The organism is Pseudomonas sp. HLS-6 (genome assembly GCF_002753995.1).
In the GTDB taxonomy this organism is placed as follows: domain Bacteria; phylum Pseudomonadota; class Gammaproteobacteria; order Pseudomonadales; family Pseudomonadaceae; genus Aquipseudomonas; species Aquipseudomonas defluvii.
On the sequence record NZ_CP024478.1, the window covers coordinates 388,570 to 410,701 of the forward strand.

13 protein-coding genes and 1 pseudogene are annotated in these 22,132 nt (G+C 60.8%); 8 read left to right on the forward strand and 6 right to left on the reverse strand.

Annotated elements, in window-relative coordinates:
* Positions 1-71: 71 nt before the first annotated feature.
* The 4 genes from gltB to CS390_RS01775 all read left to right on the forward strand — a co-directional run bounded on the left by gltB (position 72) and on the right by CS390_RS01775 (position 7,681).
* Entirely contained in the window at positions 72-4,517 is a 4,446-nt protein-coding gene (gene gltB, locus CS390_RS01760; protein WP_099773339.1) for a glutamate synthase large subunit, read from the forward strand.
* 32 nt (positions 4,518-4,549) lie between these two features.
* Positions 4,550-5,968, forward strand: a complete 1,419-nt coding sequence (locus tag CS390_RS01765) for an FAD-dependent oxidoreductase (protein WP_099773340.1) — start codon at positions 4,550-4,552, stop codon at positions 5,966-5,968.
* Positions 5,969-6,161: 193 nt separating this feature from the next.
* Positions 6,162-7,226, forward strand: a complete 1,065-nt coding sequence (gene hemE, locus CS390_RS01770; RefSeq protein ID WP_099773341.1) for a uroporphyrinogen decarboxylase — start codon at positions 6,162-6,164, stop codon at positions 7,224-7,226.
* A 110-nt stretch (positions 7,227-7,336) separates the two neighbouring features.
* Positions 7,337-7,681: a YgiW/YdeI family stress tolerance OB fold protein gene (locus CS390_RS01775; protein WP_099773342.1), complete on the forward strand. Its 345-nt coding sequence runs from the start codon at positions 7,337-7,339 to the stop codon at positions 7,679-7,681.
* A gap of 19 nt (positions 7,682-7,700) precedes the next feature.
* Here CS390_RS01775 and CS390_RS01780 read toward each other — a convergent pair whose 3' ends face one another.
* A complete protein-coding gene (locus tag CS390_RS01780; RefSeq protein ID WP_099773343.1) occupies positions 7,701-8,855 on the reverse strand; it encodes an MFS transporter in 1,155 nt (384 codons plus the stop codon).
* Positions 8,856-9,080: 225 nt separating this feature from the next.
* Between CS390_RS01780 and CS390_RS01785 the strand changes: the two genes are divergently transcribed.
* Together CS390_RS01785 and CS390_RS01790 are read left to right on the forward strand one after the other, a co-directional pair.
* Positions 9,081-9,983, forward strand: coding sequence for a LysR family transcriptional regulator (locus tag CS390_RS01785; RefSeq protein WP_065758218.1), 903 nt, complete (start codon positions 9,081-9,083; stop codon positions 9,981-9,983).
* A 53-nt stretch (positions 9,984-10,036) separates the two neighbouring features.
* Positions 10,037-10,810: a ParA family protein gene (locus CS390_RS01790; protein ID WP_065758219.1), complete on the forward strand. Its 774-nt coding sequence runs from the start codon at positions 10,037-10,039 to the stop codon at positions 10,808-10,810.
* On the opposite strand, the gene trxC is transcribed toward CS390_RS01790, so the two are convergent.
* The 4 genes from trxC to CS390_RS01810 all read right to left on the reverse strand — a co-directional run bounded on the left by trxC (position 10,807) and on the right by CS390_RS01810 (position 17,999).
* A complete protein-coding gene (gene trxC, locus CS390_RS01795) occupies positions 10,807-11,241 on the reverse strand; it encodes a thioredoxin TrxC (RefSeq protein ID WP_099773344.1) in 435 nt (144 codons plus the stop codon). The two genes, CS390_RS01790 and trxC, sit on opposite strands and share 4 nt — an antisense overlap.
* A 108-nt stretch (positions 11,242-11,349) precedes the next feature.
* A complete protein-coding gene (selO, locus tag CS390_RS01800; protein WP_065758220.1) occupies positions 11,350-12,810 on the reverse strand; it encodes a protein adenylyltransferase SelO in 1,461 nt (486 codons plus the stop codon).
* 58 nt (positions 12,811-12,868) lie between these two features.
* Positions 12,869-16,216, reverse strand: a complete 3,348-nt coding sequence (gene mscK / locus CS390_RS01805) for a mechanosensitive channel MscK (protein WP_099773345.1) — start codon at positions 16,214-16,216, stop codon at positions 12,869-12,871.
* A gap of 40 nt (positions 16,217-16,256) precedes the next feature.
* Complete coding sequence (locus CS390_RS01810; protein WP_065758222.1) at positions 16,257-17,999, reverse strand: potassium/proton antiporter; 1,743 nt, start codon at positions 17,997-17,999, stop codon at positions 16,257-16,259.
* Between the two features lie 163 nt (positions 18,000-18,162).
* Here CS390_RS01810 and CS390_RS24880 point away from each other — a divergent pair, with 163 nt between their 5' ends.
* Both CS390_RS24880 and CS390_RS01815 read left to right on the forward strand, forming a co-directional pair.
* Positions 18,163-18,303 carry a hypothetical protein gene (locus tag CS390_RS24880; protein ID WP_157767109.1) on the forward strand — a complete coding sequence of 47 codons (141 nt, stop codon included), beginning with the start codon at positions 18,163-18,165 and terminating at the stop codon, positions 18,301-18,303.
* 24 nt (positions 18,304-18,327) lie between these two features.
* Positions 18,328-20,379 (forward strand): annotated as a pseudogene (locus tag CS390_RS01815) (dermonecrotic toxin domain-containing protein); the annotation flags it as partial.
* Between the two features lies 1 nt (position 20,380).
* On the opposite strand, the gene betA reads toward CS390_RS01815, so the two are convergent.
* Complete coding sequence (gene betA, locus CS390_RS01820; RefSeq protein ID WP_065758224.1) at positions 20,381-22,078, reverse strand: choline dehydrogenase; 1,698 nt, start codon at positions 22,076-22,078, stop codon at positions 20,381-20,383.
* Between the last annotated feature and the right edge of the window lie 54 nt (positions 22,079-22,132).

The following is a 22,132-nucleotide window of genomic DNA, read 5'->3' on the forward strand; positions in this document are numbered from 1 at the left end:
CGTGGATGGTAAGTGGTTGTACTAAAAAGAGATTTGCCTTGGTGAGAGGCGAACCTGGTGAGAAAGTGTCTATGAAAACAGGTCTGTACCATCCCGAAGAATTCAAGGATAACTGTGGTTTTGGCCTGATCGCCCATATGACGGGCGAACCCAGCCACCACCTTTTGCAAACGGCCATCGAGGCCCTGACCTGCATGACCCACCGTGGTGGGATCAACGCCGACGGCAAGACCGGTGACGGCTGCGGTCTGCTGATGCAGAAGCCCGATCAGTTCCTGCGAGCCGTCGCTCGCGAGCAGTTCGGCAGCGACCTGCCCAAGCAGTACGCCGTGGGCATGGTCTTCTTCAATCAGGATGATGCCAAGGCGCAGGCGGCACGCGCCAACATGGACAAGGAAATCCTTGCCGCGGGCCTGCAATTGCTGGGCTGGCGCAAGGTGCCGATCGATACCAGCGTTCTGGGCCGTCTGGCCTTGGAGCGCCTGCCGCAAATCGAGCAGGTGTTCATCGGCGGTGAAGGCCTGAGCGATCAGGAATTCGCCATCAAGCTGTTCAGTGCGCGTCGGCGCTCGTCGGTGGCCAACGCTGCCGATACCGACCACTACATCTGCAGCTTCTCGCACAAGACGATCATCTATAAGGGCCTGATGATGCCGGCAGACCTTGCCGCCTTCTATCCGGACCTCAGCGACGAGCGCCTGCAGACTGCGATCTGCGTGTTCCACCAGCGCTTCTCCACCAACACCCTGCCGAAATGGCCGCTGGCTCAGCCATTCCGCTTCCTCGCCCACAACGGCGAGATCAACACCATTACGGGTAACCGCAACTGGGCCCAGGCGCGTCGGACCAAGTTCGCCAACGAACTGATTCCTGATCTGGAAGAGCTCGGCCCGCTGGTCAACCGCGTCGGTTCCGACTCTTCGAGCATGGACAACATGCTGGAGTTGATGGTCACCGGCGGTATCGACCTGTTCCGTGGCGTGCGGATGATCATTCCGCCAGCGTGGCAGAACGTCGAGACCATGGACGCTGACCTGCGTGCGTTCTATGAGTACAACTCCATGCATATGGAGCCATGGGATGGCCCAGCCGGTGTGGTCATGACCGAAGGTCGCCACGCCGTATGCCTGCTCGACCGTAACGGCCTGCGTCCAGCCCGTTGGGTCACCACCAAGAACGGCTACATCACCTTGGCGTCGGAAATCGGCGTGTGGGACTACAAGCCTGAAGATGTGATCGCCAAGGGCCGTGTCGGCCCGGGCCAGATCTTCGCCGTGGACACTGAAACCGGGCAGATCCTCGACACCGACGCCATCGACAACCGGCTGAAGTCGCGTCACCCGTACAAGCGCTGGCTGCGCCAGAACGCCCTGCGTATCCAGGCAACCCTGAGCGATGACCAGGGCGTGGCCAGCTACGATGCTGACCAGCTCAAGCAGTACATGAAGATGTTCCAGGTCACCTTCGAGGAACGTGACCAAGTGCTGCGTCCGCTCGGTGAGCAAGGCCAGGAAGCTGTGGGCTCGATGGGTGACGACACGCCGATGGCAGTGTTGTCGCAGCGCGTGCGTTCGACGTACGACTACTTCCGTCAGCAGTTTGCCCAGGTCACCAACCCGCCGATCGACCCGCTGCGCGAAGCGATCGTCATGTCCCTGGAAATCTGCCTCGGTGCCGAGCGCAACATCTTCCAGGAATCGCCTGAGCATGCCTCGCGGGTGATCCTCAGCTCCCCAGTGATTTCGCCCGCCAAGTGGCGTTCGCTGATGAGCCTGGATCGTCCAGGTTTCGAGCGTCAGTTGATCGACCTCAACTATGAGGAAAGCCTCGGCCTTGAGGCAGCGGTCCGCAACATTGCCGATCAGGCTGAAGAAGCGGTGCGCAGTGGCAAGACTCAACTGGTGTTGAGCGACCGCCATATTGCCCCGGGCAAGCTGCCGGTGCATGCATCGCTGGCTGTCGGTGCCGTACACCACCGCCTGACCGAGCAAGGCCTGCGCTGCGACAGTAACATCCTGGTGGAAACTGCGACCGCGCGTGACCCGCATCACTTTGCGGTACTGATCGGTTTCGGCGCGTCTGCTGTGTACCCGTACCTGGCGTACGAAGTGCTGGCCGACCTGATCCGCACCGGGGAAGTGCTGGGTGACCTGGATGAGGTCTTCAAGTATTACCGTAAAGGCATCTCCAAGGGGCTGCTGAAGATCCTGTCGAAGATGGGTATCTCCACCATTGCTTCTTACCGCGGCGCCCAGTTGTTCGAGGCCGTTGGCCTGTCGGATGAAGTGGTCGCGCTGAGTTTCCGTGGCGTTGCCAGCCGCCTGAAAGGCGCACGTTTCGTTGATATCGAGAACGAGCAGAAGCTGCTCGCTGCCGAAGCCTGGAGCCCGCGCAAGCCCATCCAGCAAGGCGGTTTGCTCAAGTTCGTTCACGGTGGCGAATACCACGCCTACAACCCGGATGTGGTCAACACCCTGCAAGCCGCTGTGCAGCAGGGCGACTATGCCAAATTCAAGGAATACACCGCGCTGGTCGACAAGCGTCCGGTGTCGATGATCCGCGACCTGCTGAAGGTCAAGGTCGCAGACCAGGCTCTGGCGCTGGACGAAGTCGAGCCACTGGAAGCAATCCTCAAGCGGTTCGACTCTGCTGGTATCTCGCTTGGCGCCCTGTCGCCAGAGGCGCACGAAGCGCTGGCTGAAGCCATGAACCGCCTGGGTGCGCGTTCCAACTCCGGTGAGGGCGGTGAAGACCCAGCCCGTTATGGCACCATCAAGAGCTCCAAGATCAAGCAGGTGGCCACAGGCCGTTTCGGCGTGACGCCGGAATACCTGGTCAACGCTGAAGTGTTGCAGATCAAGGTGGCCCAGGGCGCCAAGCCGGGTGAGGGTGGGCAACTGCCTGGTGGCAAGGTCAATGGCCTGATCGCCAAGCTGCGTTATGCCGTACCTGGCGTAACCCTGATCTCGCCGCCGCCGCACCACGACATCTACTCCATCGAAGACTTGTCGCAGCTGATTTTCGACCTCAAGCAGGTCAACCCGCAGGCGCTGGTCTCGGTGAAGCTGGTGGCAGAGGCGGGCGTCGGTACCATCGCTGCTGGCGTGGCCAAGGCCTATGCCGACCTGATCACCATCTCGGGTTACGACGGTGGTACTGGTGCTTCGCCACTGACGTCGATCAAGTACGCCGGTGCTCCGTGGGAACTGGGCTTGGCCGAGACTCACCAGACCCTGCGCGGCAACGATTTGCGTGGCAAGGTTCGCGTGCAGACCGACGGTGGCCTGAAAACCGGCCTGGACGTGATCAAGGCCGCCATTCTTGGCGCTGAAAGCTTCGGTTTCGGCACGGCGCCAATGATCGCCCTTGGCTGCAAATATCTGCGTATCTGTCACCTGAACAACTGCGCCACTGGTGTAGCGACCCAGAACGACAAACTGCGCAAGGACCACTACATCGGTACCGTCGACATGGTGGTGAACTTCTTCACCTACGTCGCCGAAGAAACCCGTGAGTGGCTGGCCAAACTGGGCGTGCGTAGCCTCGGTGAGCTGATCGGGCGTACCGATCTGCTGGAAATGCTCCCGGGCGAAACTGCCAAGCAGCAGCACCTGGACCTCAGCCCGCTGCTGGGCAGTGAGCATGTACCGGCTGACAAGCCGCAGTTCTGCCAAGTTGACCGCAACCCACCGTTCGACAAGGGTGTGCTGGCCGAGAAGATGGTCGAGATGGCCCTGCCAGCGATCAAGGATCTGGCAGGCGCCGAATTCAACCTGGATATCTGCAACTGCGACCGTTCGATCGGCGCGCGGATTTCCGGCGAGATCGCCCGTCTGCACGGCAACCAAGGCATGGCCAAAGCGCCGATCACCTTCCGCTTCAAGGGTACTGCAGGCCAGAGCTTCGGCGTCTGGAACGCAGGTGGCCTGAACATGTATCTGGAAGGCGACGCCAACGACTATGTCGGCAAAGGCATGACTGGCGGCAAGCTGGTGATCGTACCGCCAGCAGGCAGCCCGTTTGCTACGCAGCACAGCGCGATCATCGGCAACACCTGCCTGTATGGCGCTACTGGCGGCAAGCTGTTTGCTGCGGGTACTGCCGGCGAGCGTTTTGCTGTGCGTAACTCCGGCGCCCACACGGTTGTGGAAGGCACTGGCGACCACTGCTGCGAATACATGACTGGCGGTTTCGTTTGCGTACTGGGCAAGACCGGCTACAACTTCGGTTCTGGTATGACCGGTGGTTTCGCCTACGTGCTCGACCAAGACAACAGCTTCGTTGACAAGGTCAACCACGAACTGGTGGAAATCCAGCGGATCACCGGCGAAGCGATGGAAGCGTACCGCAGCCACTTGCAGCGCGTGCTCGGCGAGTATGTCGAAGAGACGGGTAGCGAGTGGGGACGTGAGCTCTGGGAGAACCTGGACGACTACGTGCGCCGCTTCTGGCTGGTCAAGCCGAAGGCTGCGAGCCTGAAGAACCTGCTGTCCAGCACCCGTGCCAACCCGCAGTGATATGCGCCTGAAGAGTTTGATGAGGTTTAAACATGGCTGAACGTCTGAGTAATGACTTCCAGTTCATCGAGGTCGGGCGCAAGGATCCGAAGAAGAAACTGCTGCGTCAACGCAAGAAAGAGTTCGTGGAAATCTACGAACCCTTCAAACCCCAGCAGTCGGCCGAACAGGCCCACCGCTGCCTGGGCTGTGGCAACCCGTACTGCGAATGGAAGTGCCCGGTGCACAACTTCATTCCCAACTGGTTGAAGCTGGTGTCCGAGGGCAACATCCTGGCGGCGGCGGAACTGTCGCACCAGACCAACACCCTGCCGGAAGTCTGCGGCCGGGTGTGCCCGCAGGACCGCCTGTGCGAGGGTGCGTGCACCCTCAACGACGGTTTTGGTGCGGTGACCATCGGTTCGGTCGAGAAGTACATCACCGACACCGCGTTCGCCATGGGCTGGCGCCCGGACATGTCCAAGGTCAAGCCGACCGGTAAGCGTGTCGCGATCATCGGTGCCGGTCCGGCTGGCCTGGGCTGTGCCGACGTGCTGGTGCGTGGTGGGGTAACCCCGGTGGTGTTCGACCGGAACCCGGAAATCGGCGGTCTGCTGACCTTCGGTATCCCCGAGTTCAAGCTGGAAAAGACCGTGTTGAGCAATCGTCGCGAAGTCTTCACCGGCATGGGCATCGAGTTCCGCCTGAACACCGAAGTGGGCAAGGACATCAGCATGGAACAGCTGCTGGCCGAGTACGATGCCGTGTTCATGGGCATGGGTACCTACACCTACATGAAAGGCGGTTTCCCTGGTGAAGACTTGCCGGGTGTGCATGATGCGCTGGACTTCCTGGTGGCCAACGTCAACCGCAACCTGGGCTTTGAAAAGTCGCCGGAAGATTTCGTCGACATGAAAGGCAAGAAGGTCGTGGTGCTGGGCGGTGGTGACACGGCGATGGACTGCAACCGCACGTCCATCCGTCAGGGTGCCAAGGCGGTAACCTGCGCCTATCGTCGTGACGAAGCCAACATGCCAGGCTCGCGCAAAGAGGTGAAGAACGCCAAGGAAGAGGGCGTGAAATTCCTCTACAACCGTCAGCCAATCGCCATTGTGGGCGAAGACAAGGTTGAGGGCGTGAAGGTTGTCGAGACCCGTCTCGGCGAGCCGGATGCCCGTGGCCGTCGCAGCCCTGAGCCGATTCCCGGCTCCGAGGAAATCATCCCGGCAGACGCCGTGGTGATCGCCTTTGGCTTCCGTCCAAGCCCCGCGCCATGGTTCGAGCAGTTCAGCATCCAGACCGATAGCCAGGGCCGTGTGGTGGCGCCGGAGCAGGGCGCGTACAAGCACCAGACCAGCAACCCGAAGATCTTCGCCGGTGGCGATATGGTCCGTGGGTCTGACCTGGTGGTGACTGCGATCTTCGAAGGGCGCAACGCCGCTGAAGGGATCCTGGACTACCTGGGCGTCTGAAAAAGCATCGCGGGGCGAGCCCGCTCCCACAGGGTCAGCGTCACTGCGACCGTGGTGGGGCGAGCTCGTCCGGCGATGAAGTTTGGAAAATCTATTGACCTAGTGCAGGTCGATAGACAAAAGGCACGGTTCATACCGTGCCTTTTACGTTGGTGTCTGAGAAAATGCCCCCACTTTTTTTCCGGATGCCGACATGACTGCCTTGAAGAACGATCGTTTTCTGCGCGCCCTGCTCAAGCAACCCGTAGACGTTACCCCTGTATGGATGATGCGCCAGGCTGGCCGTTACCTGCCGGAGTACCGCGCCAGCCGCGCCAAGGCCGGCGATTTCATGAGCCTGTGCATGAACCCGCAGTTTGCCTGCGAGGTCACCCTGCAGCCGCTGGACCGCTATCCGCTGGACGCGGCGATCCTGTTCTCCGACATCCTCACCATTCCCGACGCCATGGGCCAGGGCCTGTACTTTGAAACTGGCGAAGGCCCGCGTTTCAAGAAGGTCGTCAGCACCCTGGCTGACATCGAAGCCTTGCCGATCCCCGATCCGCAGAAGGACCTGGGCTACGTGATGGATGCGGTCAGCACCATCCGCCGTGAGCTCAATGGCCGGGTGCCGCTGATCGGCTTCTCCGGCAGCCCATGGACCCTGGCCACCTACATGGTCGAAGGCGGTTCGTCGAAAGACTTCCGCAAGACCAAGGCCATGCTCTACGACAACCCGCAGGCCATGCACCTGTTGCTGGACAAGTTGGCGCAGTCTGTAACCTCGTACCTCAACGGGCAGATCCTCGCCGGAGCACAAGCCGTACAGATCTTCGACACTTGGGGTGGCAACCTGTCGGCGGCGGCCTACCAGGAGTTCTCCCTGGCCTACATGCGCAAGATCGTCAGTGGCCTGATCCGCGAGCACGAAGGGCGCAAGGTTCCGGTCATCCTGTTCACCAAGAATGGCGGCCTGTGGCTGGAAAGCATTGCCGAGGCTGGCGCCGACGCCCTTGGTCTGGACTGGACCTGCGACATTGGCGAAGCCCGTCAGCGCGTCGGCGCCAAGGTTGCCCTGCAGGGCAACATGGACCCGACCGTACTCTACGCCAAGCCTGAAGCTATCCGTGCTGAAGTGGGGCGTATCCTGGCCAGCTACGGGCATGGCACCGGTCACGTGTTCAACCTCGGCCATGGCATCACCCCGGAAGTCGATCCTGAGCATGCTGGTGTCTTCATCAACGCCGTTCATGAGTTGTCGGCGCAGTACCACCAGTAAGCACTGTTGAATAAAAAAACGCCCGGCCAATGCCGGGCGTTTTGCATTAAGTTTGAATTCAGCGTGCCTGCTTATGCTGGTCCCATCGAAACCAAGATTGGATCACACTTATGAAAACCCGCTATCTCGCACTGCTTCTCGCTCCCCTGTTCAGCACCGCTGCCCTGGCCGCTGGCTACACGGGCCCTGGCGCACAATCGGTGGCCACGGTTGCCGAGGCCCACAACGCGGCTGACGACACCCCAGCCGTGCTGCAAGGTCACATCACCCAGAAGCTGAAGAACGAGAAGTACGAGTTCAAGGATGCTACCGGCAACATCATTGTCGAAATCGACGACGAAGACCTGCCGCCAGTGGCCTTCAACGACAAGACCCTGGTCAAACTGACTGGCGAAGTCGACAAGGGCCTGATGAAGCGTGATGTCGATGTGGATCTGGTCGAGGTATTGAACTGAGTCTGCGCAGAAACGGCCTCTAACTTTTCGCCGGCAACTTGCTCAGGTGCAGTGCCACCAGCAGGGCAATGACCAGCAAGCTGCCGATGAAGAGGCCGATGCCGTTCCAGCCGCCCTGGTGCCAGAACACACCACCGGCGGTGCCGGCGACACTGGAGCCGGCGTAGTAGCTGAACAGGTACAGCGACGAAGCCTGGCCCTTGGCCTTGAAGGCACGGCGGCCGATCCAGCTACTGGCCACCGAGTGTGCGCCGAAGAAGCCGAAGGTGAAGATCAGCATGCCGATGACGACTAGTGGCAGGGGTTCGAGCAGGGTCAGCAGCAGGCCGCCGAACATCAGCACAATGGTTGCCCAGAACACCTTGCGCCGGCCCAACTTGTCGGCCAGCGCGCCAATTTGTGCCGAGCTGTAGATGCCCGACAGGTAAACCACCGACAGCAGCCCGACCAGGGCCTGGTTCATGTGGTAAGGCTCTGCCAGCAGGCGGTAGCCGATGTAGTTGAAGAGGGTAACGAAGGCGCCCATCAGCAGGAAGGCTTCAAGGAACAGCCAGGGCAGCCCGGCATCGCGAAAGTGCAAGGTGAAGCCGTCCAGCAGGCTGCGAGGATTCAGCGGGCGCGCACGGAAGTTACGGGACTCGGGGAGCATTTTCCAGAACAGTACCGCGGCGATCAGTGCCAGCCCACCGATGGCCAGCAGTGCCGTGTGCCAACTGACGAAGTCGATCAGTACGCCAGTAATCAAGCGTCCGCTCATGCCACCAATGGCATTGCCGCCGATGTACAGGCCCATGGCCAGGCCAAGATGCTGAGGGTAGATCTCTTCGCTGAGGTAGGTCATGGCCACCGCAGCCAGCCCGCTCAAGGACAGACCGACCAGTGCGCGCATCGCCAGAACCCCTTCCCAGGTGGGCATCAGCGCACTGGCGATTGTGCATAGTGCAGCGCAGAACAACGCTGCAACCATCACGGGCTTACGCCCAATACGGTCTGAAACAGGCCCGGTGACCAGTAGACCGAACGCTAGCAGCGCAGTCGACACCGACAGCACCAGGCTGCTCTGCGCCGCATTGATGGAGAACTCCCGGGACAGCAGCGGCATCATGGGTTGCACGCAATACAGCAGCGCGAAGGTGGCGAAGCCACCACAGAACAATGCCAGCACCGTGCGCATGAACGCCGGTGTGCCCTTTTCGATCCAGTGGTCAGTGGTGGTGGCTGCGTCCGTGGTGGGTGCAGGGGGCACGTCGTGGGCGAGGGGAGCAACAGCAATTTTCACGGTAAACCTCGGAAGGGCTACGGCCAGTCAGGCAGTGAAAAAAGCATATAGCTAGCTAATGATCATTTCCAATATATTGTTCGACCTGTTTAAGATGTTTTGCGACCTGTTGAGGGTGTCATGGAATTACGCCACTTGCGGTACTTCATTGCAGTTGCCGAAGAGCTCCACTTCGGGCGGGCGGCACAGCTGTTGGGCATCTCCCAGCCACCCTTGAGCCAGCAGATCCAGGCTCTGGAGCAGGAGTTGGGGGCGCGTTTGTTCGAGCGGACCAACCGACGAGTGGAGCTGAGTGAAGCCGGCCGCTTGTTCCTCGATGAGGCGCGACAGGTGCTGGCTCAGGTCGATAAGGCTGCCGATGTCGCTCGGCGCGCCCAGCTTGGCGAGCTGGGTGAAATGAAAATTGGCTTCACGACCTCGGCCCCGATTAATTCGGGTATCCCCAAGGCGATTTATGCCTTTCGTCAGCGCTTCCCCGCCGTGCACCTGAACCTCAAGGAAATGAGCAGCCGTGATGTTGCCGATGCGCTGCTCGACGAGACCATCGAGATCGGTCTGATGCGCCCGCTGGCCTTGCCGGAGAGCCTGCTCGCCACGGAGTTGTTCCGTGAACCTCTGGTGGCGGTGCTCAGCGCTACACACCCGCTGGCGGAGGGCAGCGAGCGTGGCTTGTTGTTGTCGACGCTGGCCAATGAGCCGTTTGTATTTTTCCCGCGCAGCTATGGCAGTGGCCTGCATGCGCAATTGATGAGCCTGGCACGGCAGGCGGGCTTCAGCCCGCACTTTGCCCAGGAGGCGGGTGAGGCCATGACGATTATTGGCTTGGTGGCAGCGGGCCTGGGGGTGTCAGTGTTGCCGGCCTCTTTTCAGCGCATGCGTATTGACGGTGTGGTCTATCGGACCCTGCTTGATGCCGACGCGGTTACCGCTGTGTGGTTGGTGCAGCGACGCGAGTCGGCCTCGGTCATGGCCCATGCCTTTGTCGAGCTGCTGGCGGGCCAAGGGCTCAATGGTGCTGGCTAAACCGCCGTCACGCCCACATACTCGGTCATTCACTGATACACGGAGGTCATTCCATGCGGCGCGTGGTGTTTAATCAGAAAGGTGGCGTGGGTAAGTCGAGTATTGCTTGCAACCTGGCGGCGGTGAGTGCCAGTGAAGGCTACCGAACCCTGTTGATTGACCTGGATGCCCAGGCCAACTCGACCCAGTACCTCACCGGCCTGACTGGCGAGGATATCCCCATGGGGATTGCCGATTTCTTCAAGCAGACATTGTCGTCCGGCCCCTTTGCCAGGAAGAACAAGGTCGACATCTACGAGACGCCGTTCGACAACCTTCATGTCGTCACCGCTACTGCGGAGTTGGCTGACCTGCAACCCAAGCTCGAGGCCAAGCACAAGATCAACAAGCTGCGTAAGTTGCTCGATGAGTTGTCCGAAGACTACGACCGGATTTATCTCGATACGCCGCCAGCGCTGAACTTTTATGCGGTATCGGCATTGATTGCAGCCGATCGGGTACTGATTCCCTTCGACTGCGACAGCTTCTCGCGCCAGGCCCTATACGGTCTGCTGGCCGAAATCGAGGAACTGCGTGAGGACCACAATGAGCACCTGCAGGTCGAGGGCATTGTGGTCAACCAGTTCCAGGCCCGGGCCAGCCTGCCCCAGCAGATGCTCGACGAGTTGCTGGCTGAAGGCTTGCCGGTGCTGCCGGTCTACCTGAACAGCTCAGTGAAGATGCGCGAGTCGCATCAGGCCAACCTGCCGTTGATCCATCTGGAACCACGGCACAAGTTGACCCAGCAGTTCGTTGAACTGCATTCGCTGCTGGAAGAAAACGCTTAAATCCCCTGACTGCGCAGCCACTCCAGCAAGTGCTGGAGTGGGAAGGCGCCGCTTTGGCGTGCGACTTCGCGGCCATTTTTGAACAGGATCAGGCTGGGAATTGAGCGAATACCCAACTGCGCAGCCAGTTGCGGGTTGGCCTCGCTGTCGAGCTTGGCCAGGCGACAGCGCCCGCTTAGCTGGCTGGCCGCCTGTTCAAAGATCGGCGCAAAGGATTTACACGGGCCGCACCAGTCGGCCCAGACATCAACCAGCAGTGGCAGATCACCCTTGATCTGGCTGGCATAGTCCCCCTGTTTCAATTCAAACGGTTTGTTCAGCAGCACGGCGCCTTTGCAGCGTCCGCACTTCGGGGCGTCGCCCACGCGTGCGGCGGGGATGCGATTCAGGCCATTGCAATGAGGGCAGGGTATCAGCAGCGGGTCGGTCATGGTGGCGTCCGGGAAGCGAGTCGATAGAGGTTATCTGGAGCGTACGCGCAGCTTTTTCAATGTCGGCTCCGAGTGATTCTCATCTGATTCATTGATGTTGGCAGTTGCTCACGAGGAGCAACTGATCTCCAGATGCTTGCCCCACTCGGGTGGCCGCTCTGCGTACGCCTCCATGCCTGGTTGTTCGTCGAATGGCGTGCAGAGTACCTGGTGCAGGCGACGCACCTCGCTGTAGTCACCCGCTTCAGCGGCTTCTATCGCGCGTTGGGCCAGGTAGTTGCGCAGGATGTACAGCGGGTTGACCGCATGCATCCGGGCGCGGCGTTTTTCGCTGTTGCCCGGTTCACGGGCGATGCGTGCCAGGTAGTCTTCAGACCAACGGTCAAAACCGGCGAGGTCGACGAAGTCGTCGCGAACCACACGCAGCGCCGCTTCTGCGGGCTGGTCGCCGAGCTTTCTGAAGAACAATGTGTAATCCACCGCACCCTGTTGCATGACCTGCAGGAGCCCCTCGATCAGCGCCTTGTCGGCGTCTTCAGCGTGCGTCAGGCCGAGTCGACGACGCATCAGGTCCAGGTAGTGGGCTTCGTACAGCGGCAGGAACAACGCAAGGGTTTCGCGCAGGGCCTCGACGCTGATGAAGGGCGTCAGGGCCTGGGCCAGGGCGCTGAGGTTCCAGTGGGCAATCGGCACTTGATTGCTGTAGCTGTAGCGTCCCTGGTCATCCGAGTGGTTGCAGACGAAGCGGGCGTCGAAATCGTCCAGGAATGCAAAGGGGCCGAAATCAAAGGTGATGCCCAGGATCGACATGTTGTCGGTATTCATCACGCCGTGGCAGAAACCATAGGCTTGCCAATGGGCGATCAGTTCGGCGTTGCGCTCAACGATGCTACGGAACATCGCCAGGTACGGCTCGGGCTGGTCACGGCACTCTGGGAAGTAGTGGTTCAGCACGTGCTCGGCGAGGATCTTCTGCTGCTCCGGCTGGCGGGTGTAGTAGAAGTATTCGAAGTGACCGAAGCGAACATGGCTGGGTGCCAGGCGCAACAGCATGGCTGCGTGCTCCTGGGTTTCGCGCCACACAGGTGTGTTCGAGCCGATTACGCACAGCGCTCGGCTGCTGGCGATACCCAGGGCATGAAGGGCCTCGGAGGCGAGGAACTCGCGAATCGAAGAGCGCAGAACCGCACGACCATCTCCCATGCGCGAATAGGGCGTCTGCCCGGCGCCTTTCAGGTGCAGGTCCCAATACTCGCCCGCGTCATTGCGCACTTCGCCCAGCAACAGGCCGCGGCCATCGCCCAGGCGAGGGTTGTAGGAGCCGAACTGGTGACCGGAGTAAACCATCGCCCGAGGTTCAGCCTCGGCCCAGAGTTTATGGCCACTGAAAAGCTCGGCAAACACCGGTGAGTGGGCCTCGGTAGGGTCGAGGTCGAGCAGGGCCATGGCGGCATCGCTGGCAACCACCAGGCGTGGCTCGGCAATCGGCTCGGGCAGTACCGACGTGGAGAACGCATCGCCCAGACGGGCGAAGCGGTTATCGAAGGTGAGTTCGTCGAGGGCTTTCAACGGCCATCTCCAGGAGAATGTCCGACCATTCTGCAAGGGTATGGCCGTTGACGTCCAGTCAGGCGGGATTGGAACCTGATGCCAGATCATCCGGCTTGCCGATCAAAGGGATTGGCGCGGCGGTCTTCTGATCCTCTGCGGGAGCGATGTTGAACACCTGTCCCTGCATGTTTTTCAGGTAGATTTCCAGTTGGCGGTACGCGATGTTGATGTTGTTTTTCTTGAACTCGCTGTTGATGACGCGGTTGACCTCATCCAGCGCCGGGTTGCGGTCACCGAGGTCGCGTACATGCATGCGCAGTTCGTGGTCCAGTGTGCTTTCGCCAAAATTGAGGAAGTAGACCGTCGGGGCCGGCTCCTTGAGCACGCGTGGGTTGTCGTTGGCGGCCTTGAGCAGCAGGTTGCGCACCAGCTCCAGGTCCGAGCCATAGTCGACGCCGATCTTGAGCGTGACTCGGGTGATGGTGTCAGTCAGCGACCAGTTGATCAGTTGCCCGGTAATGAAGGTCTTGTTCGGGACAATGATGTCCTTGCGGTCGAAGTCGGTAATGGTGGTTGCTCGGATGCGGATCTTGCTCACGGTACCGGACAGGTTGCCGATGGTGATGGTGTCCCCGATACGCACCGGGCGTTCGAACAGGATCATGATCCCCGAGATGAAGTTGGCGAAGATTTCTTGCATCCCGAAGCCCAGGCCGACCGACAGCGCAGCCACCAGCCACTGCAGCTTGTCCCAACTGACGCCGAGGGTCGACAGCGTGGTGACGAAGCCGATCCCGGCAATTGCATAGGACAACAGCGTGGTCGCCGCGTAGGCACTGCCTTGGGCCAGGTTCAGCCGCGACAGTACCAGCACTTCCAGCAAGCCTGGCAGGTTGCTGGCCAGGGCAAAGGTGATACCGACGATTACCAGTGCACCCAACAGGTCACCGAGGCTGATCGGGACCATGCTCATGGCTGCACCGGTGCCGCTGGTGTATTCGTAGAGGGTGATGTTGTCGAGGTAGGCAAACACACTGATCAGGTCTGCCCAGACCCAGTACAGGGCGCCAATGAAGATGCCGAGCAGCGCGAGGCGGATCAGGCGCAGCGACTGCTGGTTGACCTGTTCGATGTCCAGGGTCGGCTCTTCAATCATCGTTTCACCGTCCGGGCCTTCCTTGACGGCCTGACGTTTACTCTGCGCACGCTGATAAGCCAGGCGGCGTGCGGCAACTGCCAGGCCACGGACGAATGCAGCCTCGATCACCAGCCAGAGCATCAACAGATACAGCGTGTCTATCAGCCGGTCGGTGAGCTTCAGCGCGGTGTAGTAGTAACCAAAACAGACCGCGACGAACAGGGCGATTGGCAACACGGTGAAGGCCAGCCCCACGGCCATGCGAAATAGCGAGGCCTGGTTATGGTTCGGGCTGCTTAGCAGCAGGCGGCTGAGCAACCAGGTCATCAGGGCGTAGCAGGTCAGTACTACGCCGATACCCAGCACGTCGTCGGCCAGGGCCGAGGGTTGGTGCTCGGCGACCGCCACCACGGCCACCAGTGCCAACACCACTGCGCCAAGACGCCGGATCCAGCTGCGGAGGAACTCCACCTGCGGTTTCTCCCAGCGAAAATGCAGCTCGGCAACACCCGCGGGCGCGAGAATCCGGTACGCGGTGTAGAACACCATCCAGGCTTGGGCAATCTGTAGCAGGGCGGCACCGAGGTTGGCATTCTGACCGCGTGCGTCGATCTGCAAGGCAAAGCCGCACAGGGCCAGCGCCAGGCTGATCGGCAGCGCCAGCAGCACGTTGATCAGGAGCGCCTGAGGGGTGTGCCACTGACTATCGCGCTTGAAGTGACCGATATCCCGATGGACCTTGCTCAGGCGCGCATACAGGTAGTTGCGGCGCCAGAGCAGGGCACCGATCAGCAACAGCAGCGGCAGGAACAACAGCGGGCGTTGTACCAGACCGTCAGCCAGTTCACTCACACTTGAGGCCCACGGCAGGCTCACGACCTGCTTTTGCAGGCGCTCAGGTACGCTGCGTAGCCATTCCAGTTCCAGCGGCTTGTTGCTGGGGATCCAGAACATCTGCTCGTCGAGGGTGGCGCGCAGGTTCTGCGCCGTGCTCAGCAGCTGCTTCTGGTTCAGTTGCAGGGTGATGGATTCGTTGAGCAGTGCACTCAGTTCACGGTTAAGTCGTTCAAGCAGGTCACTGCGGGTGATCGCGACTTCAAGCAACGCCTTGCGCAATTGCGGCGTAGCGCTTTCCTCTGGGTGGCTGGCCAGCAGTTTGTCGACATAGCTACTCGGGCTGCTGATCTGCTCACGCTGCTGGTTGACCTCAAACTGGTAGAGGCGGATATCGGCAATCTGGTCCGCCAGGTCACCGTCGACTTTCAAGTGCGGCAGGGACTGTTTCTGTTTGTAGAGAATCTTGGACAGCAGCAGGCTGCCCTTGAGCACACTGATTTGTTCGTCCAGCGCCAGGTCGCTCTGGGTCAGGGCATCAAGTTGCTGCTTGGTCTTGAGGTTTTCCTGAGTCAGTTGGTTGAGCCGGTCTGTGCTCAGCAGCAGGTAGTCGGAGAGCTTGAGGTTGGCAGCACTTTCGGTGGCCAGAACACTGCTGCCCCCGGCTTTCTGCGCCTCGATGGATTGTTCGGTGACGGTCTGCTGCGACTGGGCCAGGCGCTTCTGGTTGATCAGGGTCTGCAGGTCCTGAATCTCTTGCTCCAGGCGTGCCGCGCGCTCGATCAGCAAGTCATGCTGGCTGCTACCCAGATCTTGCAGCAAGCTGTTGCCGGCCAGTTCCTGCCGGCGTAGCAGGGTCAGGGCGTTGAGGGCGGCTAGCTCGGCATTGAGTTGGTTGCGCTGTTCTGGCGACAGCACCTTCCCGGCTTCTTTGCCCAGTTTCAGGCTGGTATTGATCTGTTGGCTGCGTGTCTGGTTGTCGCTGATTTCGGCCTGGGCCCGCTCCGGGCGAGTCTGGGATGTAATGGTCAGGCTGTTGGCTTCGGAGAGTGCCTTTTGCAGGTCACTCTGTTGGGTCGTGCGTTCGGTGAGCAACTGTTCCAACTGGGGAACATCAAGGCTGGCATAACGCTCAGCCACCGGAATGACCGTGCTGCTCTTGAGCTTGGCCAGTTCGCGCTGGTTTTCACCGGTCTTTTTTGGGGCATCGCTGAGTTGCTGCTTGAGCGCGGCCAGGCGTTTTTCACTGTCATCCTTGCTGTTGAGGAAGACCAGGGTTTGTTCCAGCACCTGACGCAGGGCTTTCTGCTCCGCCTCAGGCAGCTTGCGCTCGGCAATCTTGTCGAGACTTTGCTGAACAGCGGCAGCGTTGGGTGGCTCCGCAGCGAAGGCGAAGGTTGCAGAAAGGCACAGCCCCAGCAGGGCTGCGCAGACAAGCGTGCGCAAGGACATAGGCAGAAAATTCGTACAAGCAGATGTAAGAAAGCGGAGTTTAGAGGAACAGGCCCGGGCCGGGGCGACTTCCTTCGGGAAATTTGACGCCCACTTTGAGGATCTTGTTCCCCTCCATCAGCGCAACGGTCCACAAGGTGTTGTTCCATTCGATCTGGTCACCCACTACCGGCGCACCACCAACCTTCTGTTGGATGAAGTGGCTCAGAGGCGTGTGTGGGTCCTGACCGTCGAGCTTGAGGCCGTACAGGGCCGCTACAGCCCCCAGTTCTGCGTCACCTTCAAGGACGAAGTCACCGAAGAAGCGCAGGTCCAGACCACGTTGTGGTGCCTGGCTGAACAGCTTGCCCAGGGCCGGGAGATCGTGTTCATGGCCGATAACACAGAGCAGGTCACCCACCTCCAGGGTGGTACTTCCCGACGGGTGGAGCAGTTGCTGACCACGGAAAAGCGCTGCAATGCGGGTACCCTCAGGCATTTTCAACTCGCGCAGCGCTGCGCCGATGCACCATTTTTCAGCACCCAGACGGTAGACGAACAGCTCCCATTCACTGGTGATGTGCACTTCCAGTGCAGAGCGGGAGATGGGTGCCGGGTCAGGTGGCACGGTGACTTTCAGCAGCTTGGCCACCCACGGCAGGCTGGTGCCTTGCACCAGCAGCGAGACCAGGACGATGAAGAAGGCCAGGTTGAAATACAGTTGTGCGTTGGGCAGCCCGGCCATCAGCGGGAACACCGCCAGAATGATCGGTACCGCGCCGCGTAGGCCGACCCAGGAAATAAAAGCCTTTTCGCGGCCATGGAAGGCCTTGAATGGCAGCAACCCGGCCAGCACCGACAGCGGGCGGGCGAAGAGGATCATCCACAAGGCCAGGCCCAGTGCCGGCAGGGCAATTGGCAGCAGGTCGTGCGGAGTGACCAGCAACCCCAGCACCAGGAACATGCCGATCTGTGCCAGCCAGGCCATGCCGTCGAGCATGTGCAGAATGCCGTGGCGGCTGCGGATCGGGCGGTTGCCCAGTACCAGGCCGCAGAGGTACACGGCGAGGAAGCCACTGCCGTGCAGGGCGTTGGTCAGGGCAAATACCAGCAGGCCACCACTGATCACCAAGATCGGATAGAGGCCGCCGGCCAGGTTGATCCGGTTGACCAGTTGCAGCATCAGCCAACCGCCGCCCAGGCCGAGCACCGCGCCAATGCCAAACTCGCGCACCAGGTGCCCGAGCAGGCCCCAGTGCAGGCCTGTCTGACCGCTGGCGAGCATGTCGATCAGGGTCACGGTGAGGAACACCGCCATGGGGTCGTTGCTGCCCGATTCGATTTCCAGCGAGGCGGTGACCCGTTCATTCAGGCCCTTGCCGCCCAGCAGGGAGAACACCGCAGCAGCGTCGGTCGAACCGACAATGGCGCCGATCAGCAGGCCCTGGATCAGGTTCAGGTCAAACAGCCAGGCCGCCATCATGCCGGTCAGGCCGGTGGTAATCAGTACCCCGACGGTCGCGAGCGATAACGCTGGCCACAAGGCAACACGGAAGCTCGCGACCCGCGTACGCAGGCCGCCATCGAGCAGAATCACGGCCAGTGCCAGGTTGCCGACGAGGTAGGCGGTGGGGTAGTTGTCAAAGATGATGCCGCCGCCATCGACCCCGGCTGCCATGCCTACGGCGAGGATGATCACCAGGATGGGGATGCCCAGTCGCGAAGACAGTGAGCTGACCAGAATACTTGCACCTACCAGCAACGCGCCGATCAAGAACAGGCTGTTGATGGCGGTCGCATTCAAAGGCAGTACTCCAGGACAATCGGCGGGAAAGGTGTGCAGAAACAAGCAGGTCGCGTGCCAAGGATTCTAACCTGAGCGCTTGGAAAACTGTCTAGATAGTTACCACCGCGATGTGCTTGATAGCGTTTGCAATGCCGTATCAGCAACCAATACGGCAATTATCATGACGTCATTCGCATCCGCTTCTCTGCAGAACATCGCTCAAGGCTTCCTCGTGGCCTATCCCGATATCCATAGCCTGGCCCGGCTTGGCGCAGGCCATATCATCGAAAATGCACTCGGCTATTGGCTCGACCCCGACTAGGTCTACTGGCACCGCTTTGATAATGCCGTCAGCAGCAACCGAACCTTCAGTGGTTGGGCGCACTACAGCGCGCCGATCGAGTCGATGACGTTGAGCGAGCTGATTCAACGGCGTTTCACCCTCAACGACCAGCTCAATCCCGACCTGCTCAGCAATTACGGTGGTTTTTACCGAGTGGGCGCTGGCCATGGGCACTATGACGAGCGTGTCGAGGTTCGTCTGGCACCTGAAAATGTCATGGAGGCCTTCTGGGCGCTCGACCTGCAGTCGGTGTACCTGCAAACCCTGGAGCGGTTCTGGGCGCAGCATGCCGATAACTTCTGTCTGCTTGCCCGGGCGCAGTTTCTGACAGCATTGGCGCATGCACGAGAGAAGGAGGGCTTGTCCGACGCCGAGCAACAGGCGGTGTTGCGTGCGGCAGTCGGTTCGATCCGCTTCCCGGCAACGCTCGCGCGCTTGCGCCAGTCGCAGGGGGAGGGTGTGAGCTCCGGCTTCAGCGCCCTCAGCTTCAGTGGGCAGGTGGCGCGCGATATGTTCTGGTTGGTACTCCCGAGCAATGCCTTGCTGCTGTACCTGGCCAGCGAGACGCCTGCCCTGATCCGTTTTACCGGCAAGGACCAGCTCTATGCCTGGATAAAGGAGCAAGTGGCGGACGAGCCAGGCCGGCAGCGTTTTCGGCAACACTTTCCTGACCTTGATCCGGCCGCGGGGAAGGTGTTGTGTGAGCGTCTATCAGCCGGTCAGCGAGTGCTCAATTGGGATGTCGCGCCCGTTGCAGGGGATGTCTTTGTGCATCTGCGAGAGGCCGCCAAGCAGGAACTCAAGGCCGTTGCCTTGGCACGAATCACCGCCAATAGTGACTTGCGCAAGGCCAAATGGCTGGCATGGCTGGGAGTTGTCAGTCGTGTGGTTTCACCGCTGGCGCCGCTGGGCTGGCCGCTCGCCCTGGCGGCGGTCGGTGCCGGGGCGGCAAGCCTGGGATTGCACCTGGACCAGGCTGTCAACGCGAGCGATATACGCCAGCGCCGGCGCGGTTGGGTGTTGGCGGTTGTGGACCTGTTGTTTGTGTTGCTGGATGCCAAGATGCTTGAAGCCGATGCCTTCAACGGTGAAGCGCGTGCTGTTCGTACACCGGGTGGTTCTGAGGCTGTACCATTGACCCGAGCCCCGCAGGTGGCGTTGCCGCCGCTCCCGGTTGATGCGCAGCCTGTGGGGGCACCGCCGCTCTCTGACGGCAACTCTACGTTCTGGACGGCCTGCATGCGGCCCGCCGCCGATGAATTGCTGGCACTGTCCGATCAGGCGTTGGCACGTCAGCGAAGCCTGTTGACGCACCTGCCTGAAGCCGATCTGGAGCGGGTCTCGGCCAGCGGCGACTACCTGGATCCGTTTGGTGAGCCTTATGTGGTGTACCGCGATGAACTGGGTTTTGGCGCACGTCACATCAAGCAGTACAGCCATTCGCCGCAGCGCTACAACAACCTCTTGCGCGGCCTGCCGCTGGAAGGCACGGTTGACGCCAATGTGGCCAGGATTCATGCATTATCCAAGGAGTTGGGCATGGTTGGCTGCGATAATCAGGTGCGGCTGTATCGCGCTGCGTCTGCGGCGAGAGGCACATCCGGTGCATGGCTCAAGCGTGGGCAGGTGAAGGTTGGGGACGTGCTCCTGACGACTGACTTTACGTCGTTTACAGAAAACCCGTACACCCTCTGGGAGTTGTTCCGTGAAGACAGGAGTGCCGTTCAGGCACGTTTCGACGAAAGCTCCGTGGTGTTCGTTCTGGAGCCTGGTGGGCCTGCCTATGCGTCGCCCGTAGCAGCCTTTTCCGACCTGGAACATGAGGCCGAGGCACTGATCTTGCCGGGTCGGCCGCTGCGCATTCTCGACATTGCCGAGGTCGTCGGGGCGGATTTTCGCTTCACTCAAGTCCGTTTGCAGGGGGTTGAGTCGGTTGCTCCTGACGAGGCGATGTTCGAGTTTCGTACCGGGGAGCCGTTCCAGCGAGCGGCGTATGCCCGACGCCTGGGGGGCGTCGGGCAGAGCCTGGTCGAGCGCTTTTTTCCGCAGCCTTAGCTTATGCCTGCTTCACTTCACGCAGCGGCTTGCCCTTGACCGGCGCATCGTTGGCCACGTAGTACTTGGCGGTGCTGCGTGGCAGTGGCTGACGCCCACGAATCTTGTCGGCGATTTTCTCGGCCATCATGATCGTTGGGGCGTTCAGGTTGCCGGTAGTGATGATCGGCATGATCGAGGCATCGACCACGCGCAGGCCTTCCATGCCATGTACGCGACCCTGGCCATCGACCACGGCCATGTCGTCGGTGCCCATCTTGCACGAGCAGGACGGGTGGAACGCGGTTTCGGCGTGCTCGCGAATGAACGTGTCCAACTCTTCGTCGGTTTGCACATGCGCACCCGGGCTGATTTCACGACCACGGTATGCGTCCAGCGCCGGCTGCGCCATGATCTCACGGGTCAGGCGGATGCCATCGCGGAACTCCTGCCAGTCCTGTTCGGTTGCCATGTAGTTGAACAGGATGCTTGGGTGTTGGCGTGGGTCCTTGGACTTGACCTGGATGCGCCCACGGCTTGGCGAACGCATCGAGCCCATGTGGGCCTGGAAGCCGTGCTCCTGCACACCGTTGCTGCCGTTGTAGTTGATCGCGACCGGCAGGAAGTGGTACTGGATGTTCGGCCACTCGAACTCGGGGCGGGTGCGGATGAAGCCACCAGCCTCGAACTGGTTGCTGGCGCCGATACCGGTTCCGGCAAACAGCCACTGGGCACCGATAGCGGGCTGGTTCCACCACAGCAGCGAAGGGTACAGCGAGACCGGCTGGGTGCAGGCGTACTGCAGGTACAGTTCCAGGTGGTCTTGCAGGTTTTCACCCACGCCCGGCAGGTCGTGGACCACCGGAATGTCCAGGCTCTGCAGCAGTTTGGCCGGGCCGACACCGGAGCGTTGCAGCAACTGCGGCGAAGCGATGGCGCCGCTGCAGACGATGACTTCCCTGCGTGCACGGGCTTCGACACGCTCTTCGCTGTCGCCTTGCAGGTAGGTCACGCCAATAGCGCGTTTGCCGTTGAACAGCACGCGATCGGTCAGGGCATGAGTGACGATGGTCAGGGTCGAGCGCTTCTTGGCGATGTCCAGGTAGCCGCGTGCGGTACTGGAGCGACGGCCTTCAGGGGTCACCGTACGGTCCATCGGGCCAAAGCCTTCCTGCTGGTAGCCGTTCAGGTCTTCGGTGCGCGGGTAGCCGGCTTGCACGCCAGCTTCAACCATGGCGTGGAACAGTGGGTTGTTGCCCGCCTTTGGCGTGGTCACGCGGACCGGGCCTTCGCCGCCATGGTAGTCGTTCGGGCCGATGTCACGGGTTTCCGCTTTACGGAAATACGGCAGGCAGTCCAGGTAGCTCCAGTCTTCCAGGCCTGGCAGTTTGGCCCAGCCGTCATAGTCCATGGCGTTGCCACGGATATAGCACATGCCGTTGATCAGCGATGAACCACCCAGGCCCTTGCCACGGCCACATTCCATGCGACGGTTGTCCATGTAGGGCTCAGGATCGGTCTCGTAGGCCCAGTTGTAGCGGCGACCCTGCAGCGGGAAGGCCAGGGCGGCAGGCATCTGGGTACGGAAGTCGTAGCGGTAATCCGGGCCGCCGGCTTCAAGCAGCAGTACGGTGACGCCTTCGTCTTCGGTCAGGCGGGTGGCCAGGGTGTTACCGGCCGAGCCTGCACCGACAATGATGTAATCGAATTCTTGGGACATGAATGTACCCTCTTGGCAGTGAACGAGGTGAGCGGATGGCGCCCGGGTCTCGCG

Coding starts and splice junctions, on each gene's coding strand:
- hemE (WP_099773341.1), top strand. CDS start 6,162: ATGACTGCCTTGAAGAACGATCGTTTTCTGCGCGCCCTGCTCAAGCAA.
- CS390_RS24880 (WP_157767109.1), top strand. CDS start 18,163: ATGACGTCATTCGCATCCGCTTCTCTGCAGAACATCGCTCAAGGCTTC.
- mscK (WP_099773345.1), bottom strand. CDS start 16,216: ATGTCCTTGCGCACGCTTGTCTGCGCAGCCCTGCTGGGGCTGTGCCTT.
- CS390_RS01785 (WP_065758218.1), top strand. CDS start 9,081: ATGGAATTACGCCACTTGCGGTACTTCATTGCAGTTGCCGAAGAGCTC.
- CS390_RS01765 (WP_099773340.1), top strand. CDS start 4,550: ATGGCTGAACGTCTGAGTAATGACTTCCAGTTCATCGAGGTCGGGCGC.
- CS390_RS01775 (WP_099773342.1), top strand. CDS start 7,337: ATGAAAACCCGCTATCTCGCACTGCTTCTCGCTCCCCTGTTCAGCACC.
- trxC (WP_099773344.1), bottom strand. CDS start 11,241: ATGACCGACCCGCTGCTGATACCCTGCCCTCATTGCAATGGCCTGAAT.
- CS390_RS01790 (WP_065758219.1), top strand. CDS start 10,037: ATGCGGCGCGTGGTGTTTAATCAGAAAGGTGGCGTGGGTAAGTCGAGT.
- betA (WP_065758224.1), bottom strand. CDS start 22,078: ATGTCCCAAGAATTCGATTACATCATTGTCGGTGCAGGCTCGGCCGGT.
- gltB (WP_099773339.1), top strand. CDS start 72: ATGAAAACAGGTCTGTACCATCCCGAAGAATTCAAGGATAACTGTGGT.
- CS390_RS01780 (WP_099773343.1), bottom strand. CDS start 8,855: ATGCGCACGGTGCTGGCATTGTTCTGTGGTGGCTTCGCCACCTTCGCG.